Source organism: Atopobium sp. BS2, assembly GCF_000565075.1.
GTDB lineage: Bacteria > Actinomycetota > Coriobacteriia > Coriobacteriales > Atopobiaceae > Lancefieldella.
In genome coordinates, this window is record NZ_JDFG01000047.1 from 66,776 (window position 1) to 92,645 (window position 25,870).

Annotated in this window: 26 protein-coding genes; 22 read left to right on the forward strand and 4 right to left on the reverse strand. The window is 45.6% G+C overall.

Going from position 1 to position 25,870, the window contains the following annotated elements:
- The first annotated feature begins 245 nt into the window (after positions 1–245).
- The 15 genes from HMPREF1492_RS06535 (at position 246) to hflX (ending at position 17,985) form a co-directional block, all read left to right on the forward strand.
- On the forward strand, positions 246–1,910 hold the full coding sequence (locus HMPREF1492_RS06535; RefSeq protein ID WP_035437227.1) for a ribonuclease J: 1,665 nt from the start codon (positions 246–248) through the stop codon (positions 1,908–1,910).
- Between the two features lie 5 nt (positions 1,911–1,915).
- Positions 1,916–4,408 carry an FtsK/SpoIIIE family DNA translocase gene (locus HMPREF1492_RS06540; RefSeq protein WP_035437229.1) on the forward strand — a complete coding sequence of 831 codons (2,493 nt, stop codon included), beginning with the start codon at positions 1,916–1,918 and terminating at the stop codon, positions 4,406–4,408.
- Between the two features lie 2 nt (positions 4,409–4,410).
- Positions 4,411–5,919 carry a helix-turn-helix domain-containing protein gene (locus HMPREF1492_RS06545; RefSeq protein WP_035437231.1) on the forward strand — a complete coding sequence of 503 codons (1,509 nt, stop codon included), beginning with the start codon at positions 4,411–4,413 and terminating at the stop codon, positions 5,917–5,919.
- A 48-nt stretch (positions 5,920–5,967) separates the two neighbouring features.
- Positions 5,968–6,465: a YajQ family cyclic di-GMP-binding protein gene (locus tag HMPREF1492_RS06550; RefSeq protein ID WP_012808870.1), complete on the forward strand. Its 498-nt coding sequence runs from the start codon at positions 5,968–5,970 to the stop codon at positions 6,463–6,465.
- Positions 6,431–7,837: a 30S ribosomal protein S12 methylthiotransferase RimO gene (gene rimO / locus HMPREF1492_RS06555; RefSeq protein ID WP_035437233.1), complete on the forward strand. Its 1,407-nt coding sequence runs from the start codon at positions 6,431–6,433 to the stop codon at positions 7,835–7,837. The genes HMPREF1492_RS06550 and rimO overlap by 35 nt, the downstream gene beginning before the upstream one ends.
- A 13-nt stretch (positions 7,838–7,850) precedes the next feature.
- On the forward strand, positions 7,851–8,456 hold the full coding sequence (gene pgsA, locus HMPREF1492_RS06560; protein ID WP_035437236.1) for a CDP-diacylglycerol--glycerol-3-phosphate 3-phosphatidyltransferase: 606 nt from the start codon (positions 7,851–7,853) through the stop codon (positions 8,454–8,456).
- 93 nt (positions 8,457–8,549) lie between these two features.
- Complete coding sequence (locus tag HMPREF1492_RS06565; RefSeq protein ID WP_035437282.1) at positions 8,550–9,047, forward strand: CinA family protein; 498 nt, start codon at positions 8,550–8,552, stop codon at positions 9,045–9,047.
- A 232-nt stretch (positions 9,048–9,279) separates the two neighbouring features.
- Positions 9,280–10,368: a recombinase RecA gene (recA, locus tag HMPREF1492_RS06570; RefSeq protein ID WP_035437239.1), complete on the forward strand. Its 1,089-nt coding sequence runs from the start codon at positions 9,280–9,282 to the stop codon at positions 10,366–10,368.
- Positions 10,368–11,042 carry a regulatory protein RecX gene (locus HMPREF1492_RS06575; protein WP_035437242.1) on the forward strand — a complete coding sequence of 225 codons (675 nt, stop codon included), beginning with the start codon at positions 10,368–10,370 and terminating at the stop codon, positions 11,040–11,042. Before recA ends, HMPREF1492_RS06575 begins: the two co-directional genes overlap by 1 nt.
- Positions 11,043–11,325: 283 nt before the next feature.
- Positions 11,326–12,879 (forward strand): ribonuclease Y, encoded by a 1,554-nt coding sequence (gene rny / locus HMPREF1492_RS06580; RefSeq protein WP_035437245.1) that lies wholly within the window; start codon positions 11,326–11,328, stop codon positions 12,877–12,879.
- 3 nt (positions 12,880–12,882) lie between these two features.
- Positions 12,883–13,968 (forward strand): ATP-binding protein, encoded by a 1,086-nt coding sequence (locus tag HMPREF1492_RS06585; RefSeq protein ID WP_035437248.1) that lies wholly within the window; start codon positions 12,883–12,885, stop codon positions 13,966–13,968.
- 27 nt (positions 13,969–13,995) lie between these two features.
- Positions 13,996–14,319, forward strand: coding sequence for a stage V sporulation protein S (locus tag HMPREF1492_RS06590; RefSeq protein WP_035427621.1), 324 nt, complete (start codon positions 13,996–13,998; stop codon positions 14,317–14,319).
- Between the two features lie 2 nt (positions 14,320–14,321).
- A complete protein-coding gene (gene miaB / locus HMPREF1492_RS06595) occupies positions 14,322–15,689 on the forward strand; it encodes a tRNA (N6-isopentenyl adenosine(37)-C2)-methylthiotransferase MiaB (protein WP_035437251.1) in 1,368 nt (455 codons plus the stop codon).
- A complete protein-coding gene (gene miaA / locus HMPREF1492_RS06600; protein WP_035437254.1) occupies positions 15,686–16,624 on the forward strand; it encodes a tRNA (adenosine(37)-N6)-dimethylallyltransferase MiaA in 939 nt (312 codons plus the stop codon). The genes miaB and miaA overlap by 4 nt, the downstream gene beginning before the upstream one ends.
- A gap of 47 nt (positions 16,625–16,671) precedes the next feature.
- Positions 16,672–17,985 (forward strand): GTPase HflX, encoded by a 1,314-nt coding sequence (gene hflX, locus HMPREF1492_RS06605; protein ID WP_035437257.1) that lies wholly within the window; start codon positions 16,672–16,674, stop codon positions 17,983–17,985.
- Here the strand turns inward: hflX and HMPREF1492_RS06610 are convergent.
- Together HMPREF1492_RS06610 and lexA are read right to left on the reverse strand one after the other, a co-directional pair.
- A complete protein-coding gene (locus HMPREF1492_RS06610; protein ID WP_051479443.1) occupies positions 17,956–18,720 on the reverse strand; it encodes a heparan-alpha-glucosaminide N-acetyltransferase domain-containing protein in 765 nt (254 codons plus the stop codon). The two genes, hflX and HMPREF1492_RS06610, sit on opposite strands and share 30 nt — an antisense overlap.
- Positions 18,721–18,727: 7 nt before the next feature.
- Complete coding sequence (gene lexA, locus HMPREF1492_RS06615) at positions 18,728–19,381, reverse strand: transcriptional repressor LexA (protein ID WP_035437259.1); 654 nt, start codon at positions 19,379–19,381, stop codon at positions 18,728–18,730.
- Between the two features lie 185 nt (positions 19,382–19,566).
- On the opposite strand from lexA, the gene yneA reads away from it, so the two are divergent.
- From yneA to HMPREF1492_RS06640, 5 genes are all read left to right on the forward strand, one after another.
- Positions 19,567–20,013, forward strand: coding sequence for a cell division suppressor protein YneA (gene yneA, locus HMPREF1492_RS06620; protein WP_035437262.1), 447 nt, complete (start codon positions 19,567–19,569; stop codon positions 20,011–20,013).
- 97 nt (positions 20,014–20,110) lie between these two features.
- Positions 20,111–20,557, forward strand: coding sequence for a transcriptional regulator NrdR (nrdR, locus tag HMPREF1492_RS06625; protein WP_012808854.1), 447 nt, complete (start codon positions 20,111–20,113; stop codon positions 20,555–20,557).
- Positions 20,557–21,006 carry a dUTP diphosphatase gene (dut, locus tag HMPREF1492_RS06630; RefSeq protein ID WP_035437265.1) on the forward strand — a complete coding sequence of 150 codons (450 nt, stop codon included), beginning with the start codon at positions 20,557–20,559 and terminating at the stop codon, positions 21,004–21,006. The genes nrdR and dut overlap by 1 nt, the downstream gene beginning before the upstream one ends.
- A gap of 70 nt (positions 21,007–21,076) precedes the next feature.
- Positions 21,077–22,393 carry an NCS2 family permease gene (locus HMPREF1492_RS06635; protein ID WP_035437268.1) on the forward strand — a complete coding sequence of 439 codons (1,317 nt, stop codon included), beginning with the start codon at positions 21,077–21,079 and terminating at the stop codon, positions 22,391–22,393.
- Between the two features lie 161 nt (positions 22,394–22,554).
- Positions 22,555–23,505 (forward strand): NAD(P)/FAD-dependent oxidoreductase, encoded by a 951-nt coding sequence (locus tag HMPREF1492_RS06640; protein WP_035437270.1) that lies wholly within the window; start codon positions 22,555–22,557, stop codon positions 23,503–23,505.
- Between the two features lie 104 nt (positions 23,506–23,609).
- Here the strand turns inward: HMPREF1492_RS06640 and HMPREF1492_RS06645 are convergent, their stop codons facing one another.
- Positions 23,610–24,278: a DNA alkylation repair protein gene (locus HMPREF1492_RS06645; protein ID WP_084055002.1), complete on the reverse strand. Its 669-nt coding sequence runs from the start codon at positions 24,276–24,278 to the stop codon at positions 23,610–23,612.
- Positions 24,279–24,363: 85 nt separating this feature from the next.
- Positions 24,364–24,822, reverse strand: a complete 459-nt coding sequence (locus tag HMPREF1492_RS06650) for a GNAT family N-acetyltransferase (RefSeq protein ID WP_232215631.1) — start codon at positions 24,820–24,822, stop codon at positions 24,364–24,366.
- Positions 24,823–24,912: 90 nt separating this feature from the next.
- On the opposite strand from HMPREF1492_RS06650, the gene HMPREF1492_RS07895 reads away from it, so the two are divergent.
- Positions 24,913–25,257 (forward strand): transposase, encoded by a 345-nt coding sequence (locus HMPREF1492_RS07895; protein ID WP_502685327.1) that lies wholly within the window; start codon positions 24,913–24,915, stop codon positions 25,255–25,257.
- A gap of 94 nt (positions 25,258–25,351) precedes the next feature.
- On the forward strand, positions 25,352–25,864 hold the full coding sequence (locus tag HMPREF1492_RS07670) for an IS30 family transposase (protein ID WP_232215565.1): 513 nt from the start codon (positions 25,352–25,354) through the stop codon (positions 25,862–25,864).
- The last annotated feature ends 6 nt before the right edge of the window (positions 25,865–25,870 follow it).

Here is a 25,870-nt window from a genome sequence, read left to right on the forward strand (position 1 = left end):
CGCTCAAACTCAACGGGTTTCTCGCCACGCGAGACCTTATACACATGAGATAGTAAAGAGAGCTTCGATGTATGTCGGAGCTCTCTTGTTATTCTGTTGAGATTTTGATTCTTTGGGAATATATAGCGTAATACGTGCTGATTTTTTATATAATTAAACAACATGTAGATTTTGCAAAAAGTCTTGTAGACGGCCCTTTGGGTTGCGTCTGTTATAGAAAGTTGTTTTGAAAGGAAAGTTTTTTAATGCCTAAGAAAGACCCAGCTCTTAAAGTCATTCCTATGGGCGGACTTGATGGCATTGGCAAGAACATGACCGTTTTTGAGTACGGTAATGATATGGTGCTTGTCGATGCTGGTTTGATGTTCCCAGATGACGAACAGCCTGGTATTGACCTCGTTTTGCCAGACTACACCTACGTACTAGAAAATGAAGATAAGCTTCGCGGTATTTTGATTACCCACGGTCACGAAGATCACATTGGTGCTCTTCCATACCTGCTTATGGACCTTACTCGTAAGGTTCCAATCTATTCCAGCAAGCTCTCGCTTGGCTTTATTGAAGGCAAGCTTGCTGAGCACAAGATTGTGGGTACTAAGCTTCGCGAGGTTACTGATGGTTCAAAGGTTCAGCTTGGTGCCTTTGACATCACGTTCTTCTCGATGACCCACTCTATTCCTGCAGCTTTTGGTATTCACATGAAGACTCCTGCAGGAACGCTTATTCACTCCGGTGACTTTAAGCTTGACCAGACTCCTATTGATGGCGTGCGTCCAAACTACGCTGCCATTACCAAGTTTGGCTCTGAGGGCCTTGACCTGCTGCTATCTGACTCCACCAACGCCAACCGCCCAGGCATGACTCCATCTGAGGCTTCCGTTGGTGCAGCGCTTCGTCACATCATCAAAAATGCAACTGGTCGCGTCTTTGTGGCGTCGTTCTCAAGCCACATTCACCGCCTCCAGCAGGTGTGTGACGCTTCTGTAGCGGTAAAGCGCAAGGTTGTTGTTACAGGCCGCTCCATGATTACCAACACAAAGGTTGCTCGTGAGCTTGGCTACCTCAACATTGCCGATAAAGACATCATTGATGCTTACGACGTTGATAAACTTGCAGATGATCGCATTGTTGTTCTCTGCACTGGTTCCCAGGGAGAGCCTCTGAGTGCTTTGGCACGCATGGCAAACGGAGAGCACAAGTCGCTTTCCATTCGTCCTCAGGACACCGTAATCATCTCTGCAACTCCTGTTCCAGGTAACGAGAAGAGCGTTCAATCCATCATTAACGCGCTCTCTAAGATTGGTTGCGAGATTTACGACAAGTCAAAGGCACTTGTCCACGTTTCTGGCCATGGTAGCCAGGAAGAGCTCAAGCTTATGCTTGGTATGGCTCGTCCAAAGAACTTTATGCCTGTTCATGGTGAGGCTGTTCACCTGCGTGCTCACGCAGAACTTGCTCAGCAGATGGGCGTTCCTGCTAACCGTATTTTCATTCTGGATAACGGCGACACACTTGAGATGAGAAACGGCAAGGTTACCCGTGGTCAGACGGTTGAGTCTGGCGTAGTGTACGTTGACGGCCTCTCTGTCACCGACGCTAACCCTGTTGTTCTTCGTGACCGTCAGCGTCTTTCTCAGGACGGCATTGTTACCGCTGTAGTAACCCTTGTTGGTCGCAACCTTAAGCCAGGTGTTGTTGAGATTTCTGGCCGTGGTGTTTCATTTGCCGACGATGACGAGCTTATGAATGACGCGCAGAATCTTGTGAGAAATTCAATCGAGAAGGCCTCTAAGTCCGAAGGCGCAAACATTGAAGCAATGAGAAAGAGCGTTCGTAACGCCCTTTCTAACTTCCTTTGGAGCAAAACTCGTACTCGACCAATGGTTATTCCGGTCATTATGGAGGTATAAGCCCAATGCCCTCTAAACGCACCTCAAACGCAGCAAAAAGAAATTCTAGAAACGCCGCTTCTGCCCAGGCAGTAGGCTTGAGCCCACTGCAGAATGACATCATTGGTGTTGTTCTTGCAGTGGTTGCAATTGCTCTGTTTTTGTCCATTATTGTCCCTTCTAACGCTGTTATTACCAGCGCAATGGGTCATGGGCTCAAGCTCTGTTTTGGTACGGGAGCGCTACTTTTTCCCATTGCAGTATTTGTCTTTGCTATGACCTTCTTTATGCGTGATGATCAGGGAATCTCTACGCGTATTGCTATTGGTCTAACGCTGGACGTTCTTGCTGCCCTTGCTCTTATTTCACTTAACTTCCCAGGTGCTGAAGCTGCTCCTGACATGCTTTTGGGCACAAAAGTCCTAGAGGCTGCTGGTGGTTATGTGGGTGGAGGTATTGCTTGGGTTTTGCTGCGCTTTGTTGGCCGCGTGGTGGGCAATGTCCTTTTGGTTGGCTTTATTATTGCCGGTGTTGTTATCTGCGGCTTCTCCATTTCTGACATGGTTGAGCGCGTAAGCTTCCGCCTGGATGAAGCGCGCGAGAATCATCGCTACCGTAAAGAAGAGCGTGCTCTTGCAAAAGAAGAGGCACTCTACGCTGCAAATGCTCCACAGCCTGCAAAGAAGCAGGGTAGACGTGGCGCAAACAATCAGTCTTCTCTCTTTGACGAGACCGGTGAAGGGGAGACCACCTATCTGGGCAATCGAAAGACTTCTGTCATTAAGCGCGATGCCCGTCTTTATGAGGAAGAAGAGGCGCAAGAAGACGCGGGAGATGCTCCTACTACGCTCATTGATAAGGCTAAGAATAAGCTGCGTTCTAAGAAGGAGAACCAGCCAGACCATGCAGTTGTCGAGAAAAACGATGTTTCTGTAGCTGATGTTGCTCCTACAACAAAACAGGCTAAATCTAAGAGCAAAGCTAAAACAACGCCCGATTTTCTCGCCACGCCTGACCAGCTCAAGAGGCCAGGTGACAATGATGAGTCGTATGAGCTGCCACCATTTAGTATTTTGAAGACAAACAAGAACTCGGCCACTTCTGCCGTAAGCGATGATGAGCTTGAAGCTACTGCTCAGAGACTCCAAGCTACGCTTGAGGAGTTTGGTCTTTCGAGCCAGGTGGTTGGTTGGACTGCAGGTCCTTCTGTCACTACGTTTAAGATTTCGATGGGCGAGGGTGAGCGCGTCAACAAGATCACCAACCTTGAGGACGATATTGCGCTTTCACTTGCGGCAAAGTCTGTTCGTATTTTTGCTCCAATTCCTGGAACTTCTCTAGTTGGTATTGAGATTCCTAACGAGAAAGCCCAGGCAGTCAACTTGGCTGATGTTCTTCCGTTTGCAAAGGGCGGTCCTCTTGAGTGCGCCTTTGGTCGCGATTCTGAGGGCAAGCCAATTGTTGTTGACCTTGCAAGTCTTCCTCACTTGCTGGTAGCAGGTACCACTGGTTCTGGTAAGTCTGTCCTGCTCAACGCCATTGTCATGTCTATGCTCATGCGCGCAACTCCTGAGCAGGTCCGCCTTATCATGGTTGACCCAAAGCGCGTTGAGTTTACGGGTTACGCTGGTCTTCCTCACCTGTATGTTCCAGTTGTTACCGAGCCAAGGCAGGCCGCAAGTGCGCTTCAGTGGGGCGTCACCGAGATGGAGCGCCGCCTTAAGGTATTTGAGCACTACAAAGTACGTGACATTAAGACGTACAACAGAAATGTTGATGGCGATAAGTACGCTGATATGGAGAATCCTCCAAAGCATATGCCTTACTTTGTCATTGTCATCGACGAGCTTGCTGACCTCATGATGGTTGCTGGCAAAGACGTTGAGTCTTCCATTGTCCGTATTGCTCAGCTTGGTCGTGCTGCAGGTATTCACCTGATTGTTGCAACGCAGCGTCCTTCTGCAGACGTCGTAACTGGTCTGATCCGCGCAAACATCGATAACCGCGTTGCGCTCTCAGTTGATAACTCTTTGAACTCCCGCATTATTCTGGACCAAAAGGGCGCTGAGCAGCTGCTGGGTAAGGGTGACATGCTGGTTAAACTTCGTGGTAAGAAGCCTAATCGCGCTCAGGGTTGCTGGGTCTCTGACGAGGAAATCGAGGAGACCGTTAAGTACATCCGCACTCAGCGCGTGGCCGAATATCACGACAATATCTTGACCGTTGCAACTCCAACACAGGCCGATGGCGCTGGCGGAGTTGGTGGTATGGCACAGGCAGACGACCCACTTATTTGGGAAGCTGCACGCATTATTGTGGATTCTCAGCTAGGTTCTACATCTAGTTTGCAAAGAGCACTCTCTGTTGGGTATGCTCGTGCTGGTAGAATTATGGATATGCTTGAGGCAAAAGGTGTTGTTGGCCCAGCCAACGGATCAAAGCCTCGAGAAGTTCTTATCGATAAAGATGCTCTTGAAGAGCTCAAAGTTCAAGACGCTGCCTATAGGGAGGTAGAGTAAGCATGCCACGCCCTCGTTTTAGTGAGATGCTCGTAGAACGTAGACGTCAGCTCGGGCTTTCTATCACTCAAGCATCAAAGATTCTTCGCCTTAAGGAGCAGGCACTTATTGCTTTTGAGGAAGGCGATTTTAAGAATATGCCTCAGAGTGGCTATGCTCAGGGCATGCTCTCTTCGTATGCTCGCTACCTAGGACTTAATCCGCGTGAGATTGTAGATCTCTTCCAGGAAGAGAGTTACGAGTTTGAAAACGGCACCTATTCCCATGAGCTTCGCCGTCGTACGCGCGATACCCAGTCTGGTCGTGGCATTGCGGGCTATGATGTCGTAAACGAGTCCGGTAGTAGGCCAAAGGCATACGTGCAGTACCACGGTCTTCTCCCCACATCGGGAGGACCAGCTGGCGATATGGGCGCATTTGCAACTACGTCTGGTGTACGCTCCAGGCAAACCGGTGTACCTCTGGGTGCTCAGACATCTGAGGAGGATGCTGGTGGCTACTCGTATTCTCGCTATGCCACAGGTCATGCGTACAATGCCGGTATTGAAGAGGCTTCTCGTCAGAAGACTATGGCAAGCCGTACGCGCGGTGGCGTTCAGCGCAAGCGTGTAGGCATTGCAGGCGTTAGCATTCCAGCTTACAAAGACGATGTAACCAGAAGAACTGTTGCTCCAAGCGATTACACCGATGACCTTCGTTATGACAATGTAACCGCACCTTACGAGCGCGCATCAACCATTTCTGGCCGTCGTGGATCAAGAAATATCGCGCAGGTAGATAGGCCTAATGTTCGCCGTCGCCAGCCATCTGGCGCTGCTGCTCAACAACGTCGTGCTCCTCAAAGACCAGGCGTTATGGGAGCACTTCAGAATTACTTCTCTGACACAGGACGCACTATTGCCACTGTGTTTGCTCTTGTTGTTGTGATTATTACTGCCGTTTTGCTGTTCAGCGTTCGTTCCTGCATGACAGCTCGTACTACGCCTACTACAACAAAGACAGTAAGCGTTAATAATTCAACAACTGATTCTTCAAAGAATTCCACTACTACAAATAGCAACACGGACACTTCTAAGAAGGATTCAACTGATGCTTCTAAGAGCACCACTACAACTGAGCCTAAGAAGGAAGAGACTCCTAAGCAGACTACCGTAGTGGTTACTGTTGCAGACGGTCAGACCAGTTGGGTTGAGATTACTGTTGATGGTAAGAGTGTTGAGGCCGATGCAATTACTGGTCCATGGTCTCAGACATACACCGTCACTGATTCCATGAACGTTCTTGCAGGTACACCTGGTGCTGTTGCGGTTACCGTTAATGGCACTGCTAAGCCATTTGACGCAAATGCTTCTGGTATTGGTACCTTGACCATTCAGGGCACTAAGCCTGCTGACGGTACTGCAACAAATGCTTCTGGAACTCAAACAAACAGCATGTCAACAACAACTACCGGTGGAACTTCTGGCACCACTAACAACCAGAATTCCAACAGCAATTCAAACAATAACTAAACGCCATGGGGCGAGAAGTTCTTCTCGCCCTGAATATACGGAGGGGAAATGGCTAAAGAATCAAGCTTTGACGTTGTGTCTGAAGTAGACATGATGGAAGTTGATAATGCATTTCAGCAGGCAGCTCGTGAACTAACTCAGCGCTATGATCTTAAAGATTCTGGTGCAACTCTTGAGCTTTCTAAGAAAGAAGGCAAGTTCACTATTGAGGCTCCTGCAGACTTTGTTGCATCTCAGGTGAGGGATGTTCTTGGCTCCAAGTTGGTGAAGCGCGGAATTGATCTTACTGCTATTCGTTGGGGAGACCCCATTCCAGCAGCAGGTTCTACCGTGCGTCAGATTGGCTCTATTGTTTCTGGTATTGACCAGGAAACTGCCAAGAAGATTGCTAAAGATATTCGTGATATGAAAGTTAAGGCTAAGGCAACCGTTGAGGGCGATAAGCTGCGTGTTTCTAGCGCTTCTCGCGATGTTCTTCAGTCTGTGATTGCAAGCCTTAAGGAGAAAGACTATGGCCAGCCCCTCCAGTTCAACAACTATCGATAGGGGCTACAACGTCCTATACATCACGTTAGGATGCGCTAAAAACGAGGTTGATACAGATCGCATGCGTGCACGTCTTTTAGCCTCTGGTTTTGGTGAAGTTGCAGATCCAGACTCAGCAGACGTTGCAATTATCAACACCTGTTCATTCTTGGCTTCAGCAACAGAGGAGTCTATTGAGACTACGCTTGAGATTGCTGAAGGCGCTTCCGAGGGAGTGCGCAAGCTGCCCATTATTATGTGTGGCTGCGTCCCTTCCAGGTACGGCGCAGAGCTTAACGAGCAACTACCTGAAGTTGCTGCGTTTGTTCCGGCAGATCAAGAAGATGGCATTGTCAGCGTTGTTGCAGACGTTCTGAATATTCCTGAACCTACGCAGTCTATTGTTGCTGCCCATGGAATGCTACGTACCATTGATGGCGCCAGTGCATTTGTAAAGATTTCCGAGGGCTGTGATAGATTCTGTGCTTTCTGCGCCATTCCGTACATTCGTGGTCACTATCACTCAAGACCCGCTGAAGAGATTCTTCAAGAGGTACATGAGCTGATGGAAGGTGGTGTTCGTGAGGTCATTCTGATTGGCCAGGACACCGGTATCTGGGGCTCGGATATGCCTGATACTGCAGATGGTCAGACGCCAACGCTTGCCAAGCTTATGCAGCAGGTTGCTGAGGTAGTTCGTCCTTACAAGGGATGGATTCGCGTTTTATATCTGCAGCCAGAAGGTATGACCGATGAACTCATCAGCACCATTCGCGATACACCTGAGGTGCTGCCTTACATTGATATTCCAATTCAGCACTGCAACGAGCGCATTCTTAAGCGCATGGGTCGTTCTGGCTCTACGCAGGAACTTCGTGAACTTTTTGATCGCCTCAGAACTGAGATTCCTGGCATGGTTCTTCGAACTACGGGAATGTGTGGCTTCCCAGGTGAGACTGATGATGAATCAGATGAGCTCTACGACTTTATTCAGGAGCAGGAGTTTGATTACACATCCGTCTTTACCTATTCACCAGAAGAGGGAACTCTGGGCGCAAAGATGTCTGATCAGGTTCCAGATGAGGTAAAGATTGAGCGCACTCAGCGCCTGCTTGACCTTGTTGAACAGCTCGGTTTTGCAGCCACCGCTCGTCACGTTGGCGAACGCTGTGAGGTCATTATTGACGGAATTGAAGAATCCGACGAGGGCACTGAGCTTATCGGCCATACGTGGTTCCAGGCTCCAGACTGTGATGGCGCTGTTCACATTGCAGAGGGAGAGGCCGCAGTCGGAGATATTGTCCTTTGTGACCTGGTAGATTCATTCTGCTATGAAATGATTGGCGAAATTGTAGACACTACAGACACACAGTCTGGCGAGAAAACCGTTTAGTTGGGGATAGGTCATGTCATCAAAGACAATTTGGACACCTGCAAATATTGTTACCTGTGCTCGTGTGGTCTTAGTGCCCTTTTGGCTTCTCTTGGCGCAGCTTTTAGGTGTATCTCTGGCAGATTCTCTGACAACACCTGGTTTTAAACTTGGAGCTTTTCTTGTTTTTATCGGCTATGTTGTCATTTCTTTGACCGATAAGCTTGATGGTTACCTTGCTCGTAGTAGAAATGAAGTTACTACCTTTGGTAAGTTCTTAGATCCAATTGCCGATAAACTCGCTGTTGTTGTAGCTCTTTTTGTACTTCTAGAGTGGCATATGGTTTCTCCTTGGGTGCTCTTAGTGATTGTTGCACGTGAGTTTTTGGTATCGGGCCTTAGGATGGTTGTTGCTTCAAAGGGAGTTGTTATTGCAGCTTCTGACTTGGGTAAGTGGAAGACCGCAACAACTATGGTTGCTATCTGCGGTTTACTCTTCTTGCCAAGTATTCCTGGTGGAATGATTCAGGATGTTTTGCTCTTTATCTTCAACGTATCTATGTGGGTTGCAGTAGTTCTAACGGCCTGGTCAGGAATTGACTACTTTGTAAAGTCGTGGCAATACATTGCTGAAGTTTAACAAGATGGCGTCTCTCTGAGGCGCCGCTTTTGTATCAGATAAGCTTATGTGCAGGTCAAACGGTTTTGTGCTTAATGAAAAGTTGTGATTCAAATGTTTTCATCTGAAGTTCTTTCAGAAGCTCAAAGTGTTATTTCAGATGCCCTCGCATCAGGTCTTACCGTTGCTTCCGCCGAGTCTTGTACGGGAGGACTTGTTGCAGGCGCGCTTACGGCTATCTCTGGATCATCAAGCGTACTTAAGGGCTCTGTTGTAAGCTATACCATTGAGATTAAGCAAAAGGTATTAGGTGTTTCAAAAGACATTTTTGATGAACCGTCCCTTGGTGCTGTTTCTGAACCCTGTGCTGCTCAGATGGCTTCGGGTGTTAGAGACGTTATTGGCTCAGATATTGCAGTTTCCGTTACAGGAATAGCAGGACCAACAGGAGAAGAACCTGGTAAACCAGTTGGAACAGTTTGGTTTGGCATTAACAGCAAAAACTTTATCCATACGGTCTGCAAACATTTTTCTGGTAATAGAGAACAGGTGCGAGAAGCTGCTGTTTTGCAGGCTTTACAATTAATTCATGAAGCAATTGTGAAGGCTTAAAATTCAATTTTAATAGGGAGACTCAAAACTAGTTTGTTTTGAGTCTCTTAATTTCTGCGTCTATGCAGGACTTATACAGTCAAATTTGTAATTAAGAAGAAATTAACTGCTCAAGAGCGGAAAAATAGAGGTAAGAAATCAGACAAATTCCCTCTATAGAGTATATGTTTGACGTTGACATAGAACGTCTGTTCTTATATTATCGTGGTATCAGAAAGAGCAAGGAGTATTCATGGCTAAAAAGGCAGTTTCAAAAGAGATTAAAGCTCGTACTACTGGTGATGAGAGAGATGAGGTTATCTCTTCAACCACTGCGGAGATTGAGAAGAAATTTGGTGCAGGCGCCATTATGCGTTTAGGTGAGGGTGGTCCTGCCTTTGATATTCAGGCCATTCCAACTGGCTCACTTGCTCTTGATGCAGCATTGGGTATTGGCGGTGTTCCTCGCGGCCGTATCGTAGAGATTTATGGCCCAGAGTCTTCTGGTAAGACAACTCTTTCTCTAGAAATTCTTGCAGAAGCTCAGGCTCTCGGTGGTGTCGTTGCCTTTATTGATGCAGAACACGCACTAGACCCAGGTTATGCGGCTCGTATTGGCGTTGATATTGATGATGTTTTAATTTCTCAGCCAGATACTGGTGAGCAGGCTCTTGAGATTTGTGACATGCTTGTTCGCTCAGGCGCCATTGATGTTGTAGTTGTGGACTCTGTTGCTGCTCTTGTTCCTCGTGCAGAGATTGAGGGAGAGATCGGCGATTCTAGCGTTGGCCTTCAGGCTCGTCTTATGAGTCAGGCTCTCCGTAAATTAGCGGGTTCTCTTTCAAAGTCTAATACGCTTTGTATTTTTATTAACCAACTTAGAGAGAAGATTGGCGTTATGTTTGGAAGCCCAGAGACCACTTCTGGTGGTAGGGCTCTTAAGTTCTTCTCTACTGTCCGTATGGATATTCGCCGTGTTGACAGCATTAAGGTTAATGGAGAAAACGTTGGTAACCGTGTTCGCGTAAAGGTTGTAAAGAACAAGGTTGCTCCACCTTTTAAGGTTGCTGAGTTTGACATTATGTATGGTCAGGGCATCTCTAAAGAAGGCTCCATTCTTGATATGGCTGTTGACTTTGAGATTGTTAACAAGTCTGGTGCTTGGTTCACCTATGAGGGCGAGCGTCTTGGTCAGGGTAGAGAAGCAGCTAAAGCTTTCCTTACGGCCAATCCAGACCTTATGGAAGAGATTGATCACAAAGTACGAGTTGCTTGTGGTCTTGTATTTGATGAGGATTCCGAAGTTGGCACTCCAGTTGCAACGGAAGATTCTGCTGAATAATGTCAGAGATTTCTTGGACAATTGAGCTTCCACAAAAGAAACAAGCAGTTCTTGGTCAAGCAAAGCCCAAGGCAAAGATTATTTTAGAAACTGAAGTTGGAGGAACAGAGGAATTCTTTGTTCCTCCAACAGTAGCACGAGCTCTTTTGAGTAAAGAGAAAGATGGTGTTTTTACGCCTTCTTCTCGCAATGAGTTTTTGTATGAGGTTAAAGAGATTTCAACTCAGTGTATTAAAGCTCGCATTGAGGCGTTAATTGTAAAAAGGGATTACTCTACAGCAGAGCTTCAGAAAAAACTCATGCTTGACGGTTATCAGAAGAATGTAAGAGACCCTGCAGTGCAGAGGGCTGTTGAAGTTGGTTTGATTAATGACAGTCGTTTTGCAGACGTCTATATACGTTCTAAAGTTTCACAAGGCTGGGGTCCTCTTAAAATTAAAACCGAAATTTCTAAAAAAGGGATTGAAGTTGAGACACTCCCTGGATGGCCTGACGCTTATTTTTCTGATGTGGATGAATTTGAAGTTGCGTATTCTTTGGCGCAGAGAAAACACCTGTCGGGAAAAAATGATTATGAGAAGCTTGTCAGGTTTCTCGCCACAAAGGGATATTCATTTTCTATAGCATCATCTGTTGCTAAAAAGATCTTGGATGAAATCGCCACATCTGAATGAATATATTTGCTTAGCTTATAAGTCTGTTGTATTGATGTACTTTACTTTTCCTACCTGCTATTTATTGACAAAAGTTACAATGCTCTATACGATAAATATGCCGTGAATAGGCTCATTTCCGCTGGGCAACCAGCGTCACGTATACAGTAGGTATCTCATACATTTGATCTATCTCTGAATGTGGCATGACCAGCCAATGAACCCTGCTCATGGCGGGTTCTTTAGATACTGTTGTGTCTAAAGTCTCCTGAACACTTATGTAATCGCCATTTGAGGAGTAGGTATGGAATTAGCAGCAGTAGGCATTGTTTGCCTTCTTGTGGGAGTAGGCCTTGCATACGGCGTACTCTCTAACATTAGTAATTCAAAGATTAAAACTGCAGAACAGCAGTTAAAAGATGCTCAGACTAGTGCAGATCGTATTGCTTCTGAAGCAGCTCGCCAGGCAGAAACAGTTAAAAAAGAAGCTGTTCTTGAGGCTAAAGAAGAAGTTCTTCAGCTTAAGCAGTCAGCAGAGGCAGATGAGAAAAAGCGTAAGAGTGAGCTTCGTAGCATGGAGAATCGTATTCTTCAGCGTGAAGAGTCCCTTGATCACCGTACTGATGCACTAGAGAAGCGTGAGCATCAGCTCTCCAGCCTTCAGGGCCAGCTTGATCGTCGTAAGAACGATTTGGATTCTCTTGTCTCCCAGCAGTCTCAAGAGCTTGAGCGCATTGCAGCTCTTACAAAAGATGAGGCTCATGATGAGCTTCTAGCTCGAGTCCGTTCTGAAAGTGTTCGCGATGAGGCTATGATTCTTCGTGAGTCTGAGCAGCGCGTTCGTGCACAAGCAGATAAAACTGCACGTGAGATTATTTCTACCGCTATTCAGCGTGTCGCTGCAGATCAAGCTTCTGAGATTACAGTAACTTCTGTCCATATCCCATCTGATGATCTAAAGGGTAGGATTATTGGACGTGAGGGTAGAAACATTCGTACCTTCGAGCAGGTGTCTGGTGTTTCTCTTGTTATTGATGACACTCCAGAGACTGTAGTTCTTTCAAGTTTTGATCCAGTCCGCCGTGAGACCGCTCGTGTTGCACTTGAGAACCTCATTGCAGACGGTCGTATTCATCCAGCACGTATTGAAGAGCTCTACAAGAAGGCTGAAGCCCTTGTTAACGAGCGTGTTCTTGAGGCTGGCGAACAGGCTGCATTTGATTGTGGTATTCATGATCTTCATCCAGAGATCGTAAAGACTCTTGGTAAGCTTCGCTACCGTACTTCTTACGGTCAGAATGTTCTTGCTCACTCTGTTCAGGTTGCAGTACTTTGCGGCATTATGGCTGAAGAGCTTGGCCTTGAGCCTGCTCCAGCTAAGCGCGCTGGTCTGCTTCATGACCTTGGTAAGGCAATTGACCACGAGGTTGAGGGTCCACACGCTGTAATTGGTGCAGACCTTGCTCGTCGTCATGGTGAGCGTCCAGAGATTGTTCACGCCATTGAGGCTCATCACGCAGATATCGAGCCAAATACTGTTCTTGACATGCTTGTTATGGCTGCAGACGCTATTTCTGCTGCTCGTCCTGGCGCTCGTCGTGAGTCTGCTGAGAACTACATCAAGCGTCTTGAGAAGCTTGAGGCTATCTCCAATGCACATGAGGGTGTTGAGCGTACTTACGCAATGCAGGCTGGCCGTGAGCTTCACGTGATGGTTGAGCCTCAGATGATTAGCGATTCCGAGGCAACTGTTCTTGCTCACGATATTGCTAAGCAAATTGAGGATGAGATGGAATACCCAGGACAGGTCCGCGTTGTTGTTATTCGCGAGTCTCGTGCTGTAGACGTTGCTAAGTAATTTATGGCAGCCACTTCTACTGACTTAACAGGTTTTGTCGCCTCCATGGGAGGTGAGCGCGCACTCCGTGTCGAGGAATCCCTCGGCGCGGGGTACGTTCGTTTACGCGTAGCAGAAGCAGAGCGTAGACAGGCAAAGCATGATATTCGTTCGGTAGAAGATATTGTTATTGAGCTCTTGCGTAATTCTCGCGACGCTGGTGCTCGTCACATTTATGTTGCAACGTCTAAAGAGGGTGCGCTCAGAACTATCACCATACTTGATGATGGTCAGGGTATTCCAAAAGACATGCAGGAGAAAATCTTTGAAGCTCGTGTAACTTCAAAGCTTGAGAGCATGCATATGGACCGTTGGGGAATTCATGGTCGAGGCATGGCTCTCTATTCCATCAAAGAAAACTGTGAATCAGCCCAGGTTGTGGCTTCTGCTCCAGGACTCGGCTCTGTTATACAGATTGTGGTAGACACTACTAAAATTTCCGAGCGAGTAGACCAGTCTACTTGGCCAACTTGTGGTTTGAATGAGGACGGACTCAAAACAACCGTTAAAGGCCCCCATAACATTATTCGTACCTGCTGTGACTTTGCGCTTGAGGTTAAAGGCTCGTGCGAGGTAATGCTGGGCTCTGCTGCAGAGATTGCAGCTACTGCTCGTCGCAGAATTGCGCAGACGCTTGATATTGCTGACCTGCTTTTTGTTGAAGGCTTTGAAAACGTTCCTGTTCTCGAGCGCTTCAGGGCCGCAGCGGATGCAACAGAGCTTTCTGAGGTTTGTAAGTCTCTTGGTCTTTCAATGTCAGATAGAACTGCTCACAGAATTATTGCTGAGCAGATTAAGCCTTTGCGTAGTGTGTATGCACAGGTCAGCCATTCTACTGAACCTGAAGGGGTTTCTCGCGAAATTGATCTGATGAAAGACCATCGAGGTCTCAAGATGAGTAAGGCTGATATCAGCAGCTTTTCTCGAAAAATGGAGCAGAGTTTTGCTGAGTTGTCCGAGAAATACTACGTTTCTTTGACGTCTGAGCCTCGTGTTCGTGTAAGTAAAAATAAAATTGTTGTGACTTTTGATATTGAGTCGCAAGAGTAGAACAAACGCACAATAATTGGAGCACTCATGGGTTTGCTTAAAGTTTCAAGTAAGTCTTCACCAGCTTCTGTAGCAGGAGCTATTGCGGGACTGGTTAAAGATAATGAACCTGTTATGCTCCAGTGTATTGGTGCTGGTGCAGTCAACCAGGGCATCAAAGCTATTGCTATTGCGCGTGGCTTCCTGATTCCTTGCGGCCTGGATATCACCTGTGCTCCAACATTTTCTGATATCGAGATTGCAGGGGAGAGTAGAACTGCAATTAAAATTGCCATTTATGTCCACACACTGTCTGCCCCTGATACGCAGACTCCAGCTGTTAGTTCCACTGAGTATAACGAGGTACTTTAAGCATGATTGAAAATTCCGAGCTCGTAGGAAAAACATATCACATCAAAACTTTTGGCTGCCAGATGAATCTGCACGATACAGAGCGAGTATCTGGTCTGCTTGAGGCTTGTGGCTGCAATGAGGTTTCAGATACCGATGACGCAGATATTGTCATCTTTATGACTTGTAGTGTTCGTGAGAACGCTGATCAGCGTCTCTACGGTCAGGCTTCTGCTATGGTCAGCGCTCCAACGCCTCCATCAGGCAAGCGTGTTGTTGCTATTGGCGGCTGCATTGCGCAGCGTGATGGCGAGAAGCTCCGTGAAAAGGTCCCAGCCGTTGACGTTGTGTTTGGCACCAGCGCACTTGCAAGCTTGCCAACACTTCTCACCAGCGCATTTAGAGGCGAGAATGACCGTGTAGCCGTAGACACTTCTGAGGAGGGTAAGGGTTTCTCCACAGATTTGCCAAGCAACCGCGCTCAGCAGTATCACGCTTGGGTGCCTATCATGACCGGCTGCAATAATTTCTGTACGTATTGCATTGTTCCTTACGTTCGCGGTCGTGAGCGCAGTCGCACCTTTGAGGCTGTTATTGGTGAGTGCGAGCGTCTTGTCGCAGATGGCGTCCGCGAGATTACGCTTCTTGGCCAAAACGTTAACTCATATGGTCGCGATCTCTACGGTAAGCCTCGTTTTGCAGAGCTTTTGCATGCTGTGGGTCAGACAGGCGTTGAGCGCATTCGTTTTACTTCTTCAAATCCAAAGGATCTTACTGATGAGACTATTGCGGCCATGAAAGAAACGCCAGCTGTAATGCCTCATCTTCATCTTGCGGTTCAAAGTGGCTCTACGCGTGTTCTCAAAAAGATGAACCGCAGCTATACACGAGAAGAGTACTTAGACGTGGTTTCTCGCCTGCGCGCAGCTATTCCAGGATTGGCGCTTTCAACTGACATTATCGTTGGCTTCCCCGGAGAGACTGAGGAAGACTTTGAGGATACGCTTTCTTTGGTCAAAGAAGCTGGGTATTCTTCCGCATATACCTTCATTTACTCTAAGCGTCCAGGCACTCCTGCGGCAAAATACGAAGATAACACGCCTCACGAGGTCATCCAGGAGCGCTTTGATAGGCTTGCAGAGCTTGTGGCTCAGCAGGCGCATGACGCTAACCAGGTAGATCTCAATACTACACAGGCAGTTCTTGTTGAGGGAACTTCCAAGCGTGACAATACCGTTATGGTGGGACATAGCGAGAAGAACCAAACAGTTCACTTCAATCTGCCAGAAGGTTACACACCAGAAGATCTTATCGGCAAAATTGTTGATGTCCATATTGATGAGGCTCGTACCTGGTATCTGCGCGGAACCATGGAGTCTGATCCTCGATGAGCTCTCATGGCTCAGTTATCTGCATTGTAGGCCCCACGGCTTCGGGCAAAAGCTCCTTATCTGAGCTGGTAGCTAAGAAGCTTGAGACCTCTGTCATTTCTGTTGATGCAATGCAGGTTTATCGTGGCATGGATATTGGAACCGCTAAAACTCCTGTTGACGAGCGAGAAGTTCCTCTTCTCATGGTAGATTGTGCCAACATTTCAGAAGAATATTCTGTCCAGATGTTTCAAGTGGCAGCTCGCGCGGAAGCTCATAAGCTTATTAAAGCTGGTAAAACACCTGTATTCTGTGGCGGAACGGGTCTTTATCTTGATTCGATTATCGACCAGATGGAGTTTCCTTCAGGCTCAATCGAGTCTCCTGTACGTACTCGTTATGAAAAGCTTGCAGAAGAGCTTGGTGCTGAGGGCTTGCACGAATTTCTGACCACAAAAGATGCAGCAAGTGCAGAGCTTATTCATCCAAATAACGTACGACGCGTTGTAAGGGCTTTAGAGCTCTTGGAAGAGGGCAAGTCGTATGCAACTCATCATGAGGGCCTAAAGAATCACACACCGTACTTTGACGCCCAGATATGGGGTCTTACGATGGACCGTCAGCGTCTTTATGAGCGAATAAACCTCCGAGTTGACCTTATGTTTGAGCAAGGGCTTGTAGAAGAGGTGCAAGCGCTTATTGAGTCAGGTCTCTCTGAAAATTGTACGGCTGGTCAGGCAATTGGCTACAAAGAGTTCTTTGCGTACTTTGCTGGAGAGCAATCGCTTGAACAAACGCGTGAGCTTATTAAACAGCACACCAGGCAGTATGCTAAGCGTCAGATTTCTTGGCTTAAACGAGATGGTCGAGTCAGGTGGCTTGATATGGATCAACTCACGCCTGAAGATGCGCTCGAGATGATTCTTGTGCAGCATGCTGACGTACAATGCCAGTAGGACACATCAAAAACTAACGTATTTACCTTGTCTTAGATGGGGAGTTTATGGGTCGTTTTGTTCCATTTTCAACTGCTCCTAAAGTTGAACGAGCAATTCTTGTAGGCGTTGATTGCGGTAAAAGCGATTGGTCGCTTGAAGAATCAATGGACGAGCTTGAGCGTCTGACGCAAACTGACGGCGCTGAAGTCTTTATGCGTCTTACGCAAAAACTTGATGCACCTATCCCTAAGACTTTCATTGGCAAAGGTAAAACCGAGGAACTTGTTTCTCTTGTAAGAAACACCAATACTGACGTTGTCATCTTTGATGATGAGCTCACACCTTCTCAGCAATCTAATCTAGAAAAATTACTTGGCGAGCCTGTTAAAGTCATTGACCGAACAGCGCTGATTCTTGATATTTTTGGTATTCACGCGCGCACTAAAGAAGGACGACTGCAGGTTCAACTTGCACAGCTTCAGTACGTACTTCCAAGGCTTCGCGGTATGTGGAGTCACCTGGTAGGCGAGCAAACTCGTGGTGGCATTGGTAGCCGATTTGGCCAAGGCGAGAGCCAGCTTGAGGTTGACCGTCGTCTTATTAGAAAGCGTATTTCAACCCTTAAAAATGAACTTAAGCAGCTCAGCCAAAGGCGAGAAGTTCAGTCTAAGTCCAGGTGGAATTCTGGAACGTTTAGCGTATCTCTTGTTGGTTATACCAATGCTGGTAAGTCAACACTTCTGAATCAACTCACAGGCGCGGATGTATATGCAAAAGATGAACTCTTTGCAACTCTTGATCCAACTACCAGAGCACTTTCTCTTGATGAAGGCAGAAAGATTGTTCTTACGGATACTGTTGGATTTATTCAAAAGCTCCCAACTAATCTGATTGAGTCTTTTAAATCTACCTTGGTAGAGGCTCAAGAAGCTGATCTTCTGCTGCTTGTTGCTGATGCAACTGATAAGAATCTATCTAAAGAAATTGCAGTTGTTCGTAGTATTTTAAAAGATATTGAGGCCGATAAAAGCGATCAAATTCTTGTCCTTAACAAAGTTGATTTACTTTCTGAGCAAGAACTTCAAATGCTTAAAGCGCTCTATCCAGACGCTGTATTTATTTCTGCACAAGAAGGCATGGGCATTAACGGTCTTCTCCACAAGATTCAAGAAATAGCCAGCGCTGGAGACAAGGTGATTAGCGCTCTTATCCCGTTCAACAAAGGCGCTCTTGTTAAGTCTGTTCACGAGAGGTGCCAGCTTCTACACGAGCAATACGTTGCTGAAGGTCTTTTGCTGTCAGTTAAAGCCGACACCTATATGCAGGCACTTTTAGAGCCTTATGTGGTGTCAGAGGACGATATTCTGACTGACGAATAAGGCAATAAGCAGCAAAATTGGTTGGTGCAAAATATAAACGATAAGCGAATGTTTTCCCATCTCTGTTATAAGGGGGAGGGAAAATGTTTTCATCCAGTTAGGATAGCCTTCTGCCTTGAACTGCCTGTTAAATGCTGCTCCACTTAGATACAAGAACAAATAGGGGAGCAATGGATAGTAATCTCCAGATGAAAAAGATGGAGAAGGAAATCCCGCCCAGGCTAAATACGGTGTTTGATACAACTCTTTTGGTAACGAGAAAATCGTGTTACCTAAACCGATGTGACCTGCAGAAATTGGAATGCAGATAATAAATAACAAAAGAAAAAGAATTGCCGCTGCATACCCTTTGGGCGGAATAGCGAAACGTGAAATAAGGGCTTCTACAAAGGTGCATGAAGCCATGCAGAAGAAGATTCCAAAGTTAATAGGAGTATCAATATTCGCAAAGGTGGTAGCTGCGAATATTGCAAGAGCAACAAGACCGTAAACTCCTGCTCGCTTAAAGGAATTTTTTGAAAAAGCACACATGCAGCCAGCAATAAAAATAAAGGGATACGAAATTGAAGGCACCCAAATTTGCATGACTAAAGGAGTAAACCACGTAAGCTTGATGTGAGAGATAAAGAACAAATCATAGGAATAGTGAAACAGTATCATTGATACCACTGAGATTCCTCGAATAGTATCAAAGAAAGTTACTCTACCTTTGGATTGTTCTAATTCCACACCCATACTGTGACTATGAAATTGATCTAATAAGTGCAGTAACCCTACCTAAAATGACAGGATTCTGTACGTAGATTGGCTCCATAAAATCGTTTTCTGGCTGAAGACGAATACGATTATTTTCTCTATAGAATGTCTTAACAGTCGCAGAGTCATCAATGAGAGCAACAACGATTTCTCCGTCATGGGCATCTATCTGCTCTTTTACAACAATATAATCGCCATCAAAAATACCAGCGTTAATCATTGATTCTCCACGTACGCGAAGAATGAAAGAGCTTGAATCTCCAACAATGCTTGTTGGAAGAGATAGAGATTCCTCAACGTTTTGCTCAGCAAGAATAGGTGTGCCTGCAGCAACACGTCCTACAAGAGGAAGACTAATGACATTATTAGCTACATCTTGCGTTACTGGAGCGAGCTTTGCTGCGTCAGAAGTGCTAGAAGCCTGGGGAACAATCTTCATAGTACGAGGTTTCTTTGGGTCTCTATCAATTAGGCCAAACTGCTCCAGGACCTTTAGATGCATATGGACAGTTGAAGGAGACGCAAGATTAACAGCAGCACCAATCTCTCTTACTGAAGGGGGATAGCCGTGTTGATCTGTGTATGAACAGATGTATTCATAAATTGCTGCCTGACGCTTGCTAAGTTTGCCCTTTGGCATATGAGCCTCCTTTTACTTTTTAGTAATAATACACGTGTTCTAAAAATTAATCAAACGAATGTTCTATTTTTTCTTGACACGAACAAATGTACTACATATTATTAGTACAAACGTTCGGACATGACTTTTTGTCCGGTGTATTAGATATAACTAGTTCCGTAAAAACTATTACGGAAGGAAATGATATGAGGCGTATGTATCAGTCAAAGATGTATCAGGTTAACGGTACTTCAGCACTTGCTTCTTATAAGCCTGCATTTAAGGTTATTGAAGGCGGCGCAAAGAAGGGTTCCGTTGCACTTCAGCGTGAGGAAGTCTCTTACGTAAAGACGCTGACTAACAAAGAGGCTTTTATTGCAGGTCTTATTGTTACCGCATCATTTATTCTGATGTTTGCGATTTCTTTCCTTCGTACAACTGCTCTTAATTCATTTGCAACATCTGTAATGGATAGCGCTTCACAAACAATTACCGTTCAGAGCAATGATACGTTGTGGTCAATTGCAGAGAGCAACCCAATTGAGGGCGTCTCCACAGAGCAGCAAGTAAGTTGGATTAGAGAAAGAAATAATCTCGATTCTTCTCTTTTAAGAGCTGGACAAACCTTAGAGATTCCTTCTGTATCTAAATAGTAAATATTTATGTAAATTTCTCTCAGAATTCTGTGTTGATAGCAGTCAATACCTGCGTAAAATGGTATCTTCCTTTTATACGAAAAAAGGGGATTCCATGCGTTGTCCAAAATGCGGTCACGAAGAGTCAAAGGTTATTGATTCTCGCTCATCTGAGAATAACGATGCCATTAGAAGGCGTCGCGAGTGCATGTCCTGTAAGTTTCGTTTTACAACCTATGAGCGCTTAGAAGAGATTCCTATCACCGTTGTTAAGAAAGACGGTCACAAGGAGCCTTTTGATAGACAGAAGCTTATGAGAGGTCTTGTTGCTGCAACAGTAAAGAGAGATATCTCTGTTGCTTCCCTTGATCATTTTATTGATGGTATTGAGTCTCAGATTAGAGATAAGGGCCAATACGAGATTAAATCTGAAGATCTTGGAAGCATTGTGCTTAAAAACCTAGTTATGCTCGATAAAGTTGCATATATTAGGTTTGCTTCTGTCTATAGAGACTTCAAAGATGTTGATGAATTTAGCGCAGAATTAAGGAGCCTGAATTAATGAGCAATTTTGACATCCAGCTACCTATTAAACGCCTTGATCCTACTGTTGAGCTACCTTCGTACGCCTATACAGGAGACGCTGGATTAGATCTTAGAAGTGCTGAAGATGTTGATCTTGCTCCTTTTGAGCGCAAACTTATTTCCACTGGTTTAGCTATTGCAATCCCTGATGGATACGCAGGATTTGTTCAGCCTAGAAGCGGTCTTGCCCTTAAAAAGGGCCTTTCTATGGCAAATACTCCAGGCCTTATTGATGCTCATTATCGCGGTGAGCTTAAGGTTTGTGCCATTAACCTTGATAGCAAAGAAACTATTCATATCGAGCGCGGTGAGCGTATTGCGCAGCTTGTGATTCAACAGGTCCCTGTTGTACAGCTTGTTGAAGTTGATGAGCTTGATCAGACTGATCGCGGTACAGGCGGTTTTGGTTCAAGCGGCGTTCAATAATTTTTTATTTTGGTGATAAGCGCTTCAGCGCTTGCATAAAGGAAAAGTCTCTTTAGGAAGGAAGAGCTTAATGGAGAAGTTCTTTAAGGTGGCTGAGCGTGGCAGTAATCCCGCTCAAGAGTTTAGGGCTGGAATTACTACATTCCTCGCAATGGCATACATTATTGCAGTAAACCCAGCTCTTCTTGCTGCTGCAGGAGTTCCAATTTCGGCAGCTATTACTGCTACCTGTCTTGGTGGCGGCATCATGACCATTTTGATGGGTCTGTTCTCTAACCGTCCACTTGCTTGTGCATCTGGTATGGGCGTAAACGCTGTTGTTGCATTCTCTCTCACTCCAATTACTGGTGGAGATTGGCATGCATCAATGGCAGTAATCTTTATTGAGGGCGTTGCTATTCTCCTTTTAGTTCTTTGCGGCCTTCGTGAAGCTATCATGGACGCAATTCCTGTAAACCTACGCCACGCAATCTCAGTTGGCCTAGGTCTTTTTATTGCCATGATTGGTCTCAAGAACAGCGGTATTATCATTGCAAATGAGTCCACACTTGTTGGTCTTGGCGATATTTTCTCTCCAACCTTTATCGTTGGTGTAATTTCCATTGTTGCAACAGTTGTTCTTTACTCTGCTCGTGTTAAGGGTTCCCTGCTTATCGGCATTATTCTTGCCGTACTTGCTGGTATTCCTCTAGGTGTTACCGCAAGCCCTACAGGCATTGTTTCTGGTCTTGATTTCTCCACTTTTGGTGCACCATTCTTGACCGATAGCGCTGGTGTTATGGGTATTGTTAAGGCTCTGACAACTCCAGTTCTTCTTGTATTTGCATTTTCTCTGATGATGTCCGACTTCTTCGATACCATGGGTTCTGCTATGGCTATCGCAAAACAGGGCGACTTCCTCACTGAGGATGGCAACGTTAAGGACATCAAGCAGATCCTTATTGTTGACTCTGCCGCTGCAGCTGCAGGTGGTTTCTTTGGTTGTTCTTCCATTACCACCTTTATTGAGTCTGCATCTGGTGCTGCCGATGGTGGTCGTACTGGTCTTTCTTCTATTTTCACCGGTCTTCTCTTTATTGCAGCAGCATTCATTGCACCTCTTATTTCTATCGTAAGCTCTGCAGCTACCTGCGGCGCACTGGTCCTTGTTGGCTTCCTAATGATGTCTGAGGTCACCGAGATTGATTGGAACGATCTTCTTGAGGGCTTCCCAGCATTCATGGTTATCGCTGGTATTCCAATGACTTACTCAATCTCTGACGGCATTGGTTTTGGTTTCATCTTCTATGTTGTTGTTGCTCTTGTTACTGGTAACGTTAAGAAGGTTAAGCCTCTGATGTGGGTTGCAACTCTTGCGTTTGTTGCTTACTTCATCATTGCTAACTAGTTTTTAGTATTAGGGGAGCGCGTTCAAGATGGGGTCTTGACGCGCTTCTTTTTTATTTGTGAACAGATTGTGTGCAATCTATTTTTTAGAGATAACTGATAATGATTGTCACCAGTAGGGTATAACAAAGCCAGTTACGATTTATACGATTGGAGCCAATCATGGCAGACGTTATTACTAAAGATCTTGTGATTGTTGGCGGTGGTCCTGCAGGACTTTCAGCAGCAATTTATGCAAAGCGCGCTCTTCTCGATACCGTTGTTTTAGAGAAACAGGCGGTAGGTGGCCAGGTCATCACCACTACTGAGGTTGAGAATTACCCTGGCATGCCAAACACTGATGGCTTCACTATTACCGATACTCTTCAGAAGCAGGCTACAGACCTCGGCGCAGAGATTGTTATGGCCAACGTCCTTTCTATTGTTAAGGATCCAGAGACTAACCTCTTTGTGCTTGAGACTTCTGAGGGAACTTATCACGCAAAGGCCGTCATTGTTTCTGGCGGCGCTAATCCTCGCCACGCCGGCTTTACCAATGAAGAGAAATTCACTGGCAAGGGCGTTTCTTACTGCGCTACCTGCGATGGAATGTTCTATCGCGGCAAGCAGGTATTTGTTATCGGCGGCGGCAACACCGCTGTAGAGGAGTCTCAATTCCTGGCTCGTTTTGCTGACAAAGTAACCCTTATCGTCCGCAAAGATCACCTAAGAGCTAACGCAACTGCAATTAAGCAGTTTGAGGAGAATCCTAAGACAGAGATTCGCTATCTGACCAGCATTACTGCAGTTGATGGTAACGATTTGCTTACTTCCATCACCTTCCGCAATAACCAGACGGGAGAAGAGCACACAGAGACTTTTGATGAGGGCAGCTTTGGTGTCTTCGTCTTGGTAGGTCGCGTGCCTTCAACCGAGCTTTTGACAGACCTCGTAGACCTTGACGAGCAGGGATATGTCCTTGCTGATGAGCGTATGGCTACTAGAACTCCTGGTCTCTTTACCGCAGGAGACCTCAATAAGAAGCCACTGCGTCAGATTATTACTGCAGCAGCAGACGGTGCCATCGCTGCAACTTCTGTTGCATCTTATCTTGGGCAGCCTGTCGAAGGATAATTTTTTATTTCATATTTGATAGATATTTGATAGGGGGTCGAGCTATTCAATCCCCTAAATATTTAGATTGACTACTAAAAACCAAATCAGCTATTTTCAAAGTACTATTTCAAACTTTTAAGATAAGTTTTTTGTTCTTTGGTGATTCGATAGCTTTCACATGCTTTTTGAATCGTTTTATTAAACACCCACATGTCCAGCTTTTTGGTTTCAAGATAGGGCAGTGTAAAGTCCCATTGTTTGGCTAGAGCCGTTGCAAAGAACCAGGCTATCATCATGTTAACGTAGTATTCATCTGAGTGAATTTGCGCAGGAATTTCAAGGTATTTAGAGTCAAAATCATCATCCAAAAAATGAGTCATAAGCATCTCTATTCCAAAGCAACAGGTATATACATGGCTCGAAGATGCCCACCTCGGAATTTCAGTTATAAGACGCGTGCAATTCTTTTTGAAAACCCGCGGCGACAAGATGTCACACACGGCCCAGTTATCGACATAAGGAAGAAATGCATCAATCGCTGAGATACAGTCGTCAAAGTCTTTAATCTCGGAAACAAGCAGGCTATGCAGCATGTTTTCGTCATAGTAGGCATGTGGAAGGGCGAGAAGAAACTCGTTAGCTTCTTTGCTTTTTCCAAGACTTTTAGCAAGCTTTCTGAGTTGAGGAACGCGTACACCAATGATGGATTCTCTTGAGATATTGGGTGTGAGTTTACTTTGAAAAGCAGCATATTCTGTATCTTGAAGTGCAAAGAGCTCGTCTTGAATCATTAGGCTCTCCTTCATCTCATGTGGAAATATGAATACATATATCCTTTTTCAAAGTATATCAAGCCTCGTAGACAAATGAGAAGAACTACTTAAGGTCAATCCAATATCTTTGCGTAAGCACATTGTCCTCATCAAGGACTTCGTTTTCGAGTATTCCGCCGTTATTGATAATAGATTTTGCCGAGCCGATATTATCTTTACGACAACACATAAGAACACGCTCAATACCAAGTTTCTTACATTCTTTGAGCGCAAGCGCAATCATTGCTGTTGCATAGCCTTTTCTTCTCTCACTTGGTCGAATTCCATCACCGATGTGTCCACCACTATGTAAAAGCCCCTCATCAAGGCAATGGCGAATATTTACAGCTCCAACAAAAATATTTTTATCATAGTCATAGCAAAAGAGGGTTGTTGTAGGCACTCGACCAGCTGGAACTGGTTCCTTTACGTCTAGTTGTTCTAGATAGTTTGTAAAGTCATGGTGATCAAATCTTGAATTCTCATTGCAAGTGCAACAACAAAAGACAAGGTAGTGACCCATGGGTCTACAATGGCGCTTACGACAACGATCATTGAAAGGATTTCCATGGGTCACTATAGCCATCTTAGCATTGAAGAGCGCGAAGACATTATGGTCTGGTGGAAAAATCATGAAAGTATAAGCCAGATTGCTCGTAAGCTCGGTCGAAACAAATCAAGTATTTCACGAGAGATTAAAAGAAACGGTTGGACAATCATTGGAGTGGCGCATCTGTGCTATAGAGCCTCGACTGCTCAGAGAAAAACCGATGTTCGACGCCAGGCTTGCAAGAAACGCACCCTACTCGATGATCCAAGCCTTCGTGCACGTATTGTCTTTCTTATCTGTAGTCGCCACTTCTCACCTGAGCAGATTGCAGGCAGACTACACTTAGAACTTTCCTACGCTCCTGTCAGCTGTAGCACTATATATAGAGCCATACACTCGGAAAACTAGACTGTGAACTTCCAGGTGTACAGTCTGTACGTAGAGACTTAGACACCGAGGTAAACGACGGCATACAAAACACCTCATAGAGCGCAGAGGAAAAATACGGATAACTCATGAACTTGTCGAAAGACCAAAAGAGGTTGCAGATCGCCAACGCATTGGAGACTGGGAAGGTGATACCGTCATCGGTAAGGCCAAAGGGCCACGCCTGGTCACACAAGTTGACCGTATGAGCGGCTACCTTGTTGGTGGCAAAGCTGCATCAGGGTCTAGTGCTGATGTCAATGTAGCTATACAGCAAGCTTTGAGAGGTGAGGTAGTAAAAACCATAACGCTTGATCGTGGATCTGAGTTTGCTCGAGCAGCAGAACTTCAAGAAGCTATTGGAGTAAGTATCTACTTCTGTCTTCCACATCATCCCTGGCAAAGAGGTACCAATGAAAATACCAACGGTCTCATCAGAGAGTATTTTCCAAAAGGTACAGACCTCTCATCGATTAGCGATAGAGAGATTGAGGCAGTATATAATGAGCTCAATCTGAGGCCACGTAAGCGTCTGGGTTGGAAGTGCCCTTGGGAAGTCTACCATCACCAAACGTTGCACTTGCTTTGAGAATTC

Coding starts and splice junctions, on each gene's coding strand:
- HMPREF1492_RS06535 (WP_035437227.1), top strand. CDS start 246: ATGCCTAAGAAAGACCCAGCTCTTAAAGTCATTCCTATGGGCGGACTT.
- HMPREF1492_RS06540 (WP_035437229.1), top strand. CDS start 1,916: ATGCCCTCTAAACGCACCTCAAACGCAGCAAAAAGAAATTCTAGAAAC.
- HMPREF1492_RS06545 (WP_035437231.1), top strand. CDS start 4,411: ATGCCACGCCCTCGTTTTAGTGAGATGCTCGTAGAACGTAGACGTCAG.
- HMPREF1492_RS06550 (WP_012808870.1), top strand. CDS start 5,968: ATGGCTAAAGAATCAAGCTTTGACGTTGTGTCTGAAGTAGACATGATG.
- rimO (WP_035437233.1), top strand. CDS start 6,431: ATGGCCAGCCCCTCCAGTTCAACAACTATCGATAGGGGCTACAACGTC.
- pgsA (WP_035437236.1), top strand. CDS start 7,851: ATGTCATCAAAGACAATTTGGACACCTGCAAATATTGTTACCTGTGCT.
- HMPREF1492_RS06565 (WP_035437282.1), top strand. CDS start 8,550: ATGTTTTCATCTGAAGTTCTTTCAGAAGCTCAAAGTGTTATTTCAGAT.
- recA (WP_035437239.1), top strand. CDS start 9,280: ATGGCTAAAAAGGCAGTTTCAAAAGAGATTAAAGCTCGTACTACTGGT.
- HMPREF1492_RS06575 (WP_035437242.1), top strand. CDS start 10,368: ATGTCAGAGATTTCTTGGACAATTGAGCTTCCACAAAAGAAACAAGCA.
- rny (WP_035437245.1), top strand. CDS start 11,326: ATGGAATTAGCAGCAGTAGGCATTGTTTGCCTTCTTGTGGGAGTAGGC.
- HMPREF1492_RS06585 (WP_035437248.1), top strand. CDS start 12,883: ATGGCAGCCACTTCTACTGACTTAACAGGTTTTGTCGCCTCCATGGGA.
- HMPREF1492_RS06590 (WP_035427621.1), top strand. CDS start 13,996: ATGGGTTTGCTTAAAGTTTCAAGTAAGTCTTCACCAGCTTCTGTAGCA.
- miaB (WP_035437251.1), top strand. CDS start 14,322: ATGATTGAAAATTCCGAGCTCGTAGGAAAAACATATCACATCAAAACT.
- miaA (WP_035437254.1), top strand. CDS start 15,686: ATGAGCTCTCATGGCTCAGTTATCTGCATTGTAGGCCCCACGGCTTCG.
- hflX (WP_035437257.1), top strand. CDS start 16,672: ATGGGTCGTTTTGTTCCATTTTCAACTGCTCCTAAAGTTGAACGAGCA.
- HMPREF1492_RS06610 (WP_051479443.1), bottom strand. CDS start 18,720: ATGGGTGTGGAATTAGAACAATCCAAAGGTAGAGTAACTTTCTTTGAT.
- lexA (WP_035437259.1), bottom strand. CDS start 19,381: ATGCCAAAGGGCAAACTTAGCAAGCGTCAGGCAGCAATTTATGAATAC.
- yneA (WP_035437262.1), top strand. CDS start 19,567: ATGAGGCGTATGTATCAGTCAAAGATGTATCAGGTTAACGGTACTTCA.
- nrdR (WP_012808854.1), top strand. CDS start 20,111: ATGCGTTGTCCAAAATGCGGTCACGAAGAGTCAAAGGTTATTGATTCT.
- dut (WP_035437265.1), top strand. CDS start 20,557: ATGAGCAATTTTGACATCCAGCTACCTATTAAACGCCTTGATCCTACT.
- HMPREF1492_RS06635 (WP_035437268.1), top strand. CDS start 21,077: ATGGAGAAGTTCTTTAAGGTGGCTGAGCGTGGCAGTAATCCCGCTCAA.
- HMPREF1492_RS06640 (WP_035437270.1), top strand. CDS start 22,555: ATGGCAGACGTTATTACTAAAGATCTTGTGATTGTTGGCGGTGGTCCT.
- HMPREF1492_RS06645 (WP_084055002.1), bottom strand. CDS start 24,278: ATGATTCAAGACGAGCTCTTTGCACTTCAAGATACAGAATATGCTGCT.
- HMPREF1492_RS06650 (WP_232215631.1), bottom strand. CDS start 24,822: ATGGGTCACTACCTTGTCTTTTGTTGTTGCACTTGCAATGAGAATTCA.
- HMPREF1492_RS07895 (WP_502685327.1), top strand. CDS start 24,913: ATGGTCTGGTGGAAAAATCATGAAAGTATAAGCCAGATTGCTCGTAAG.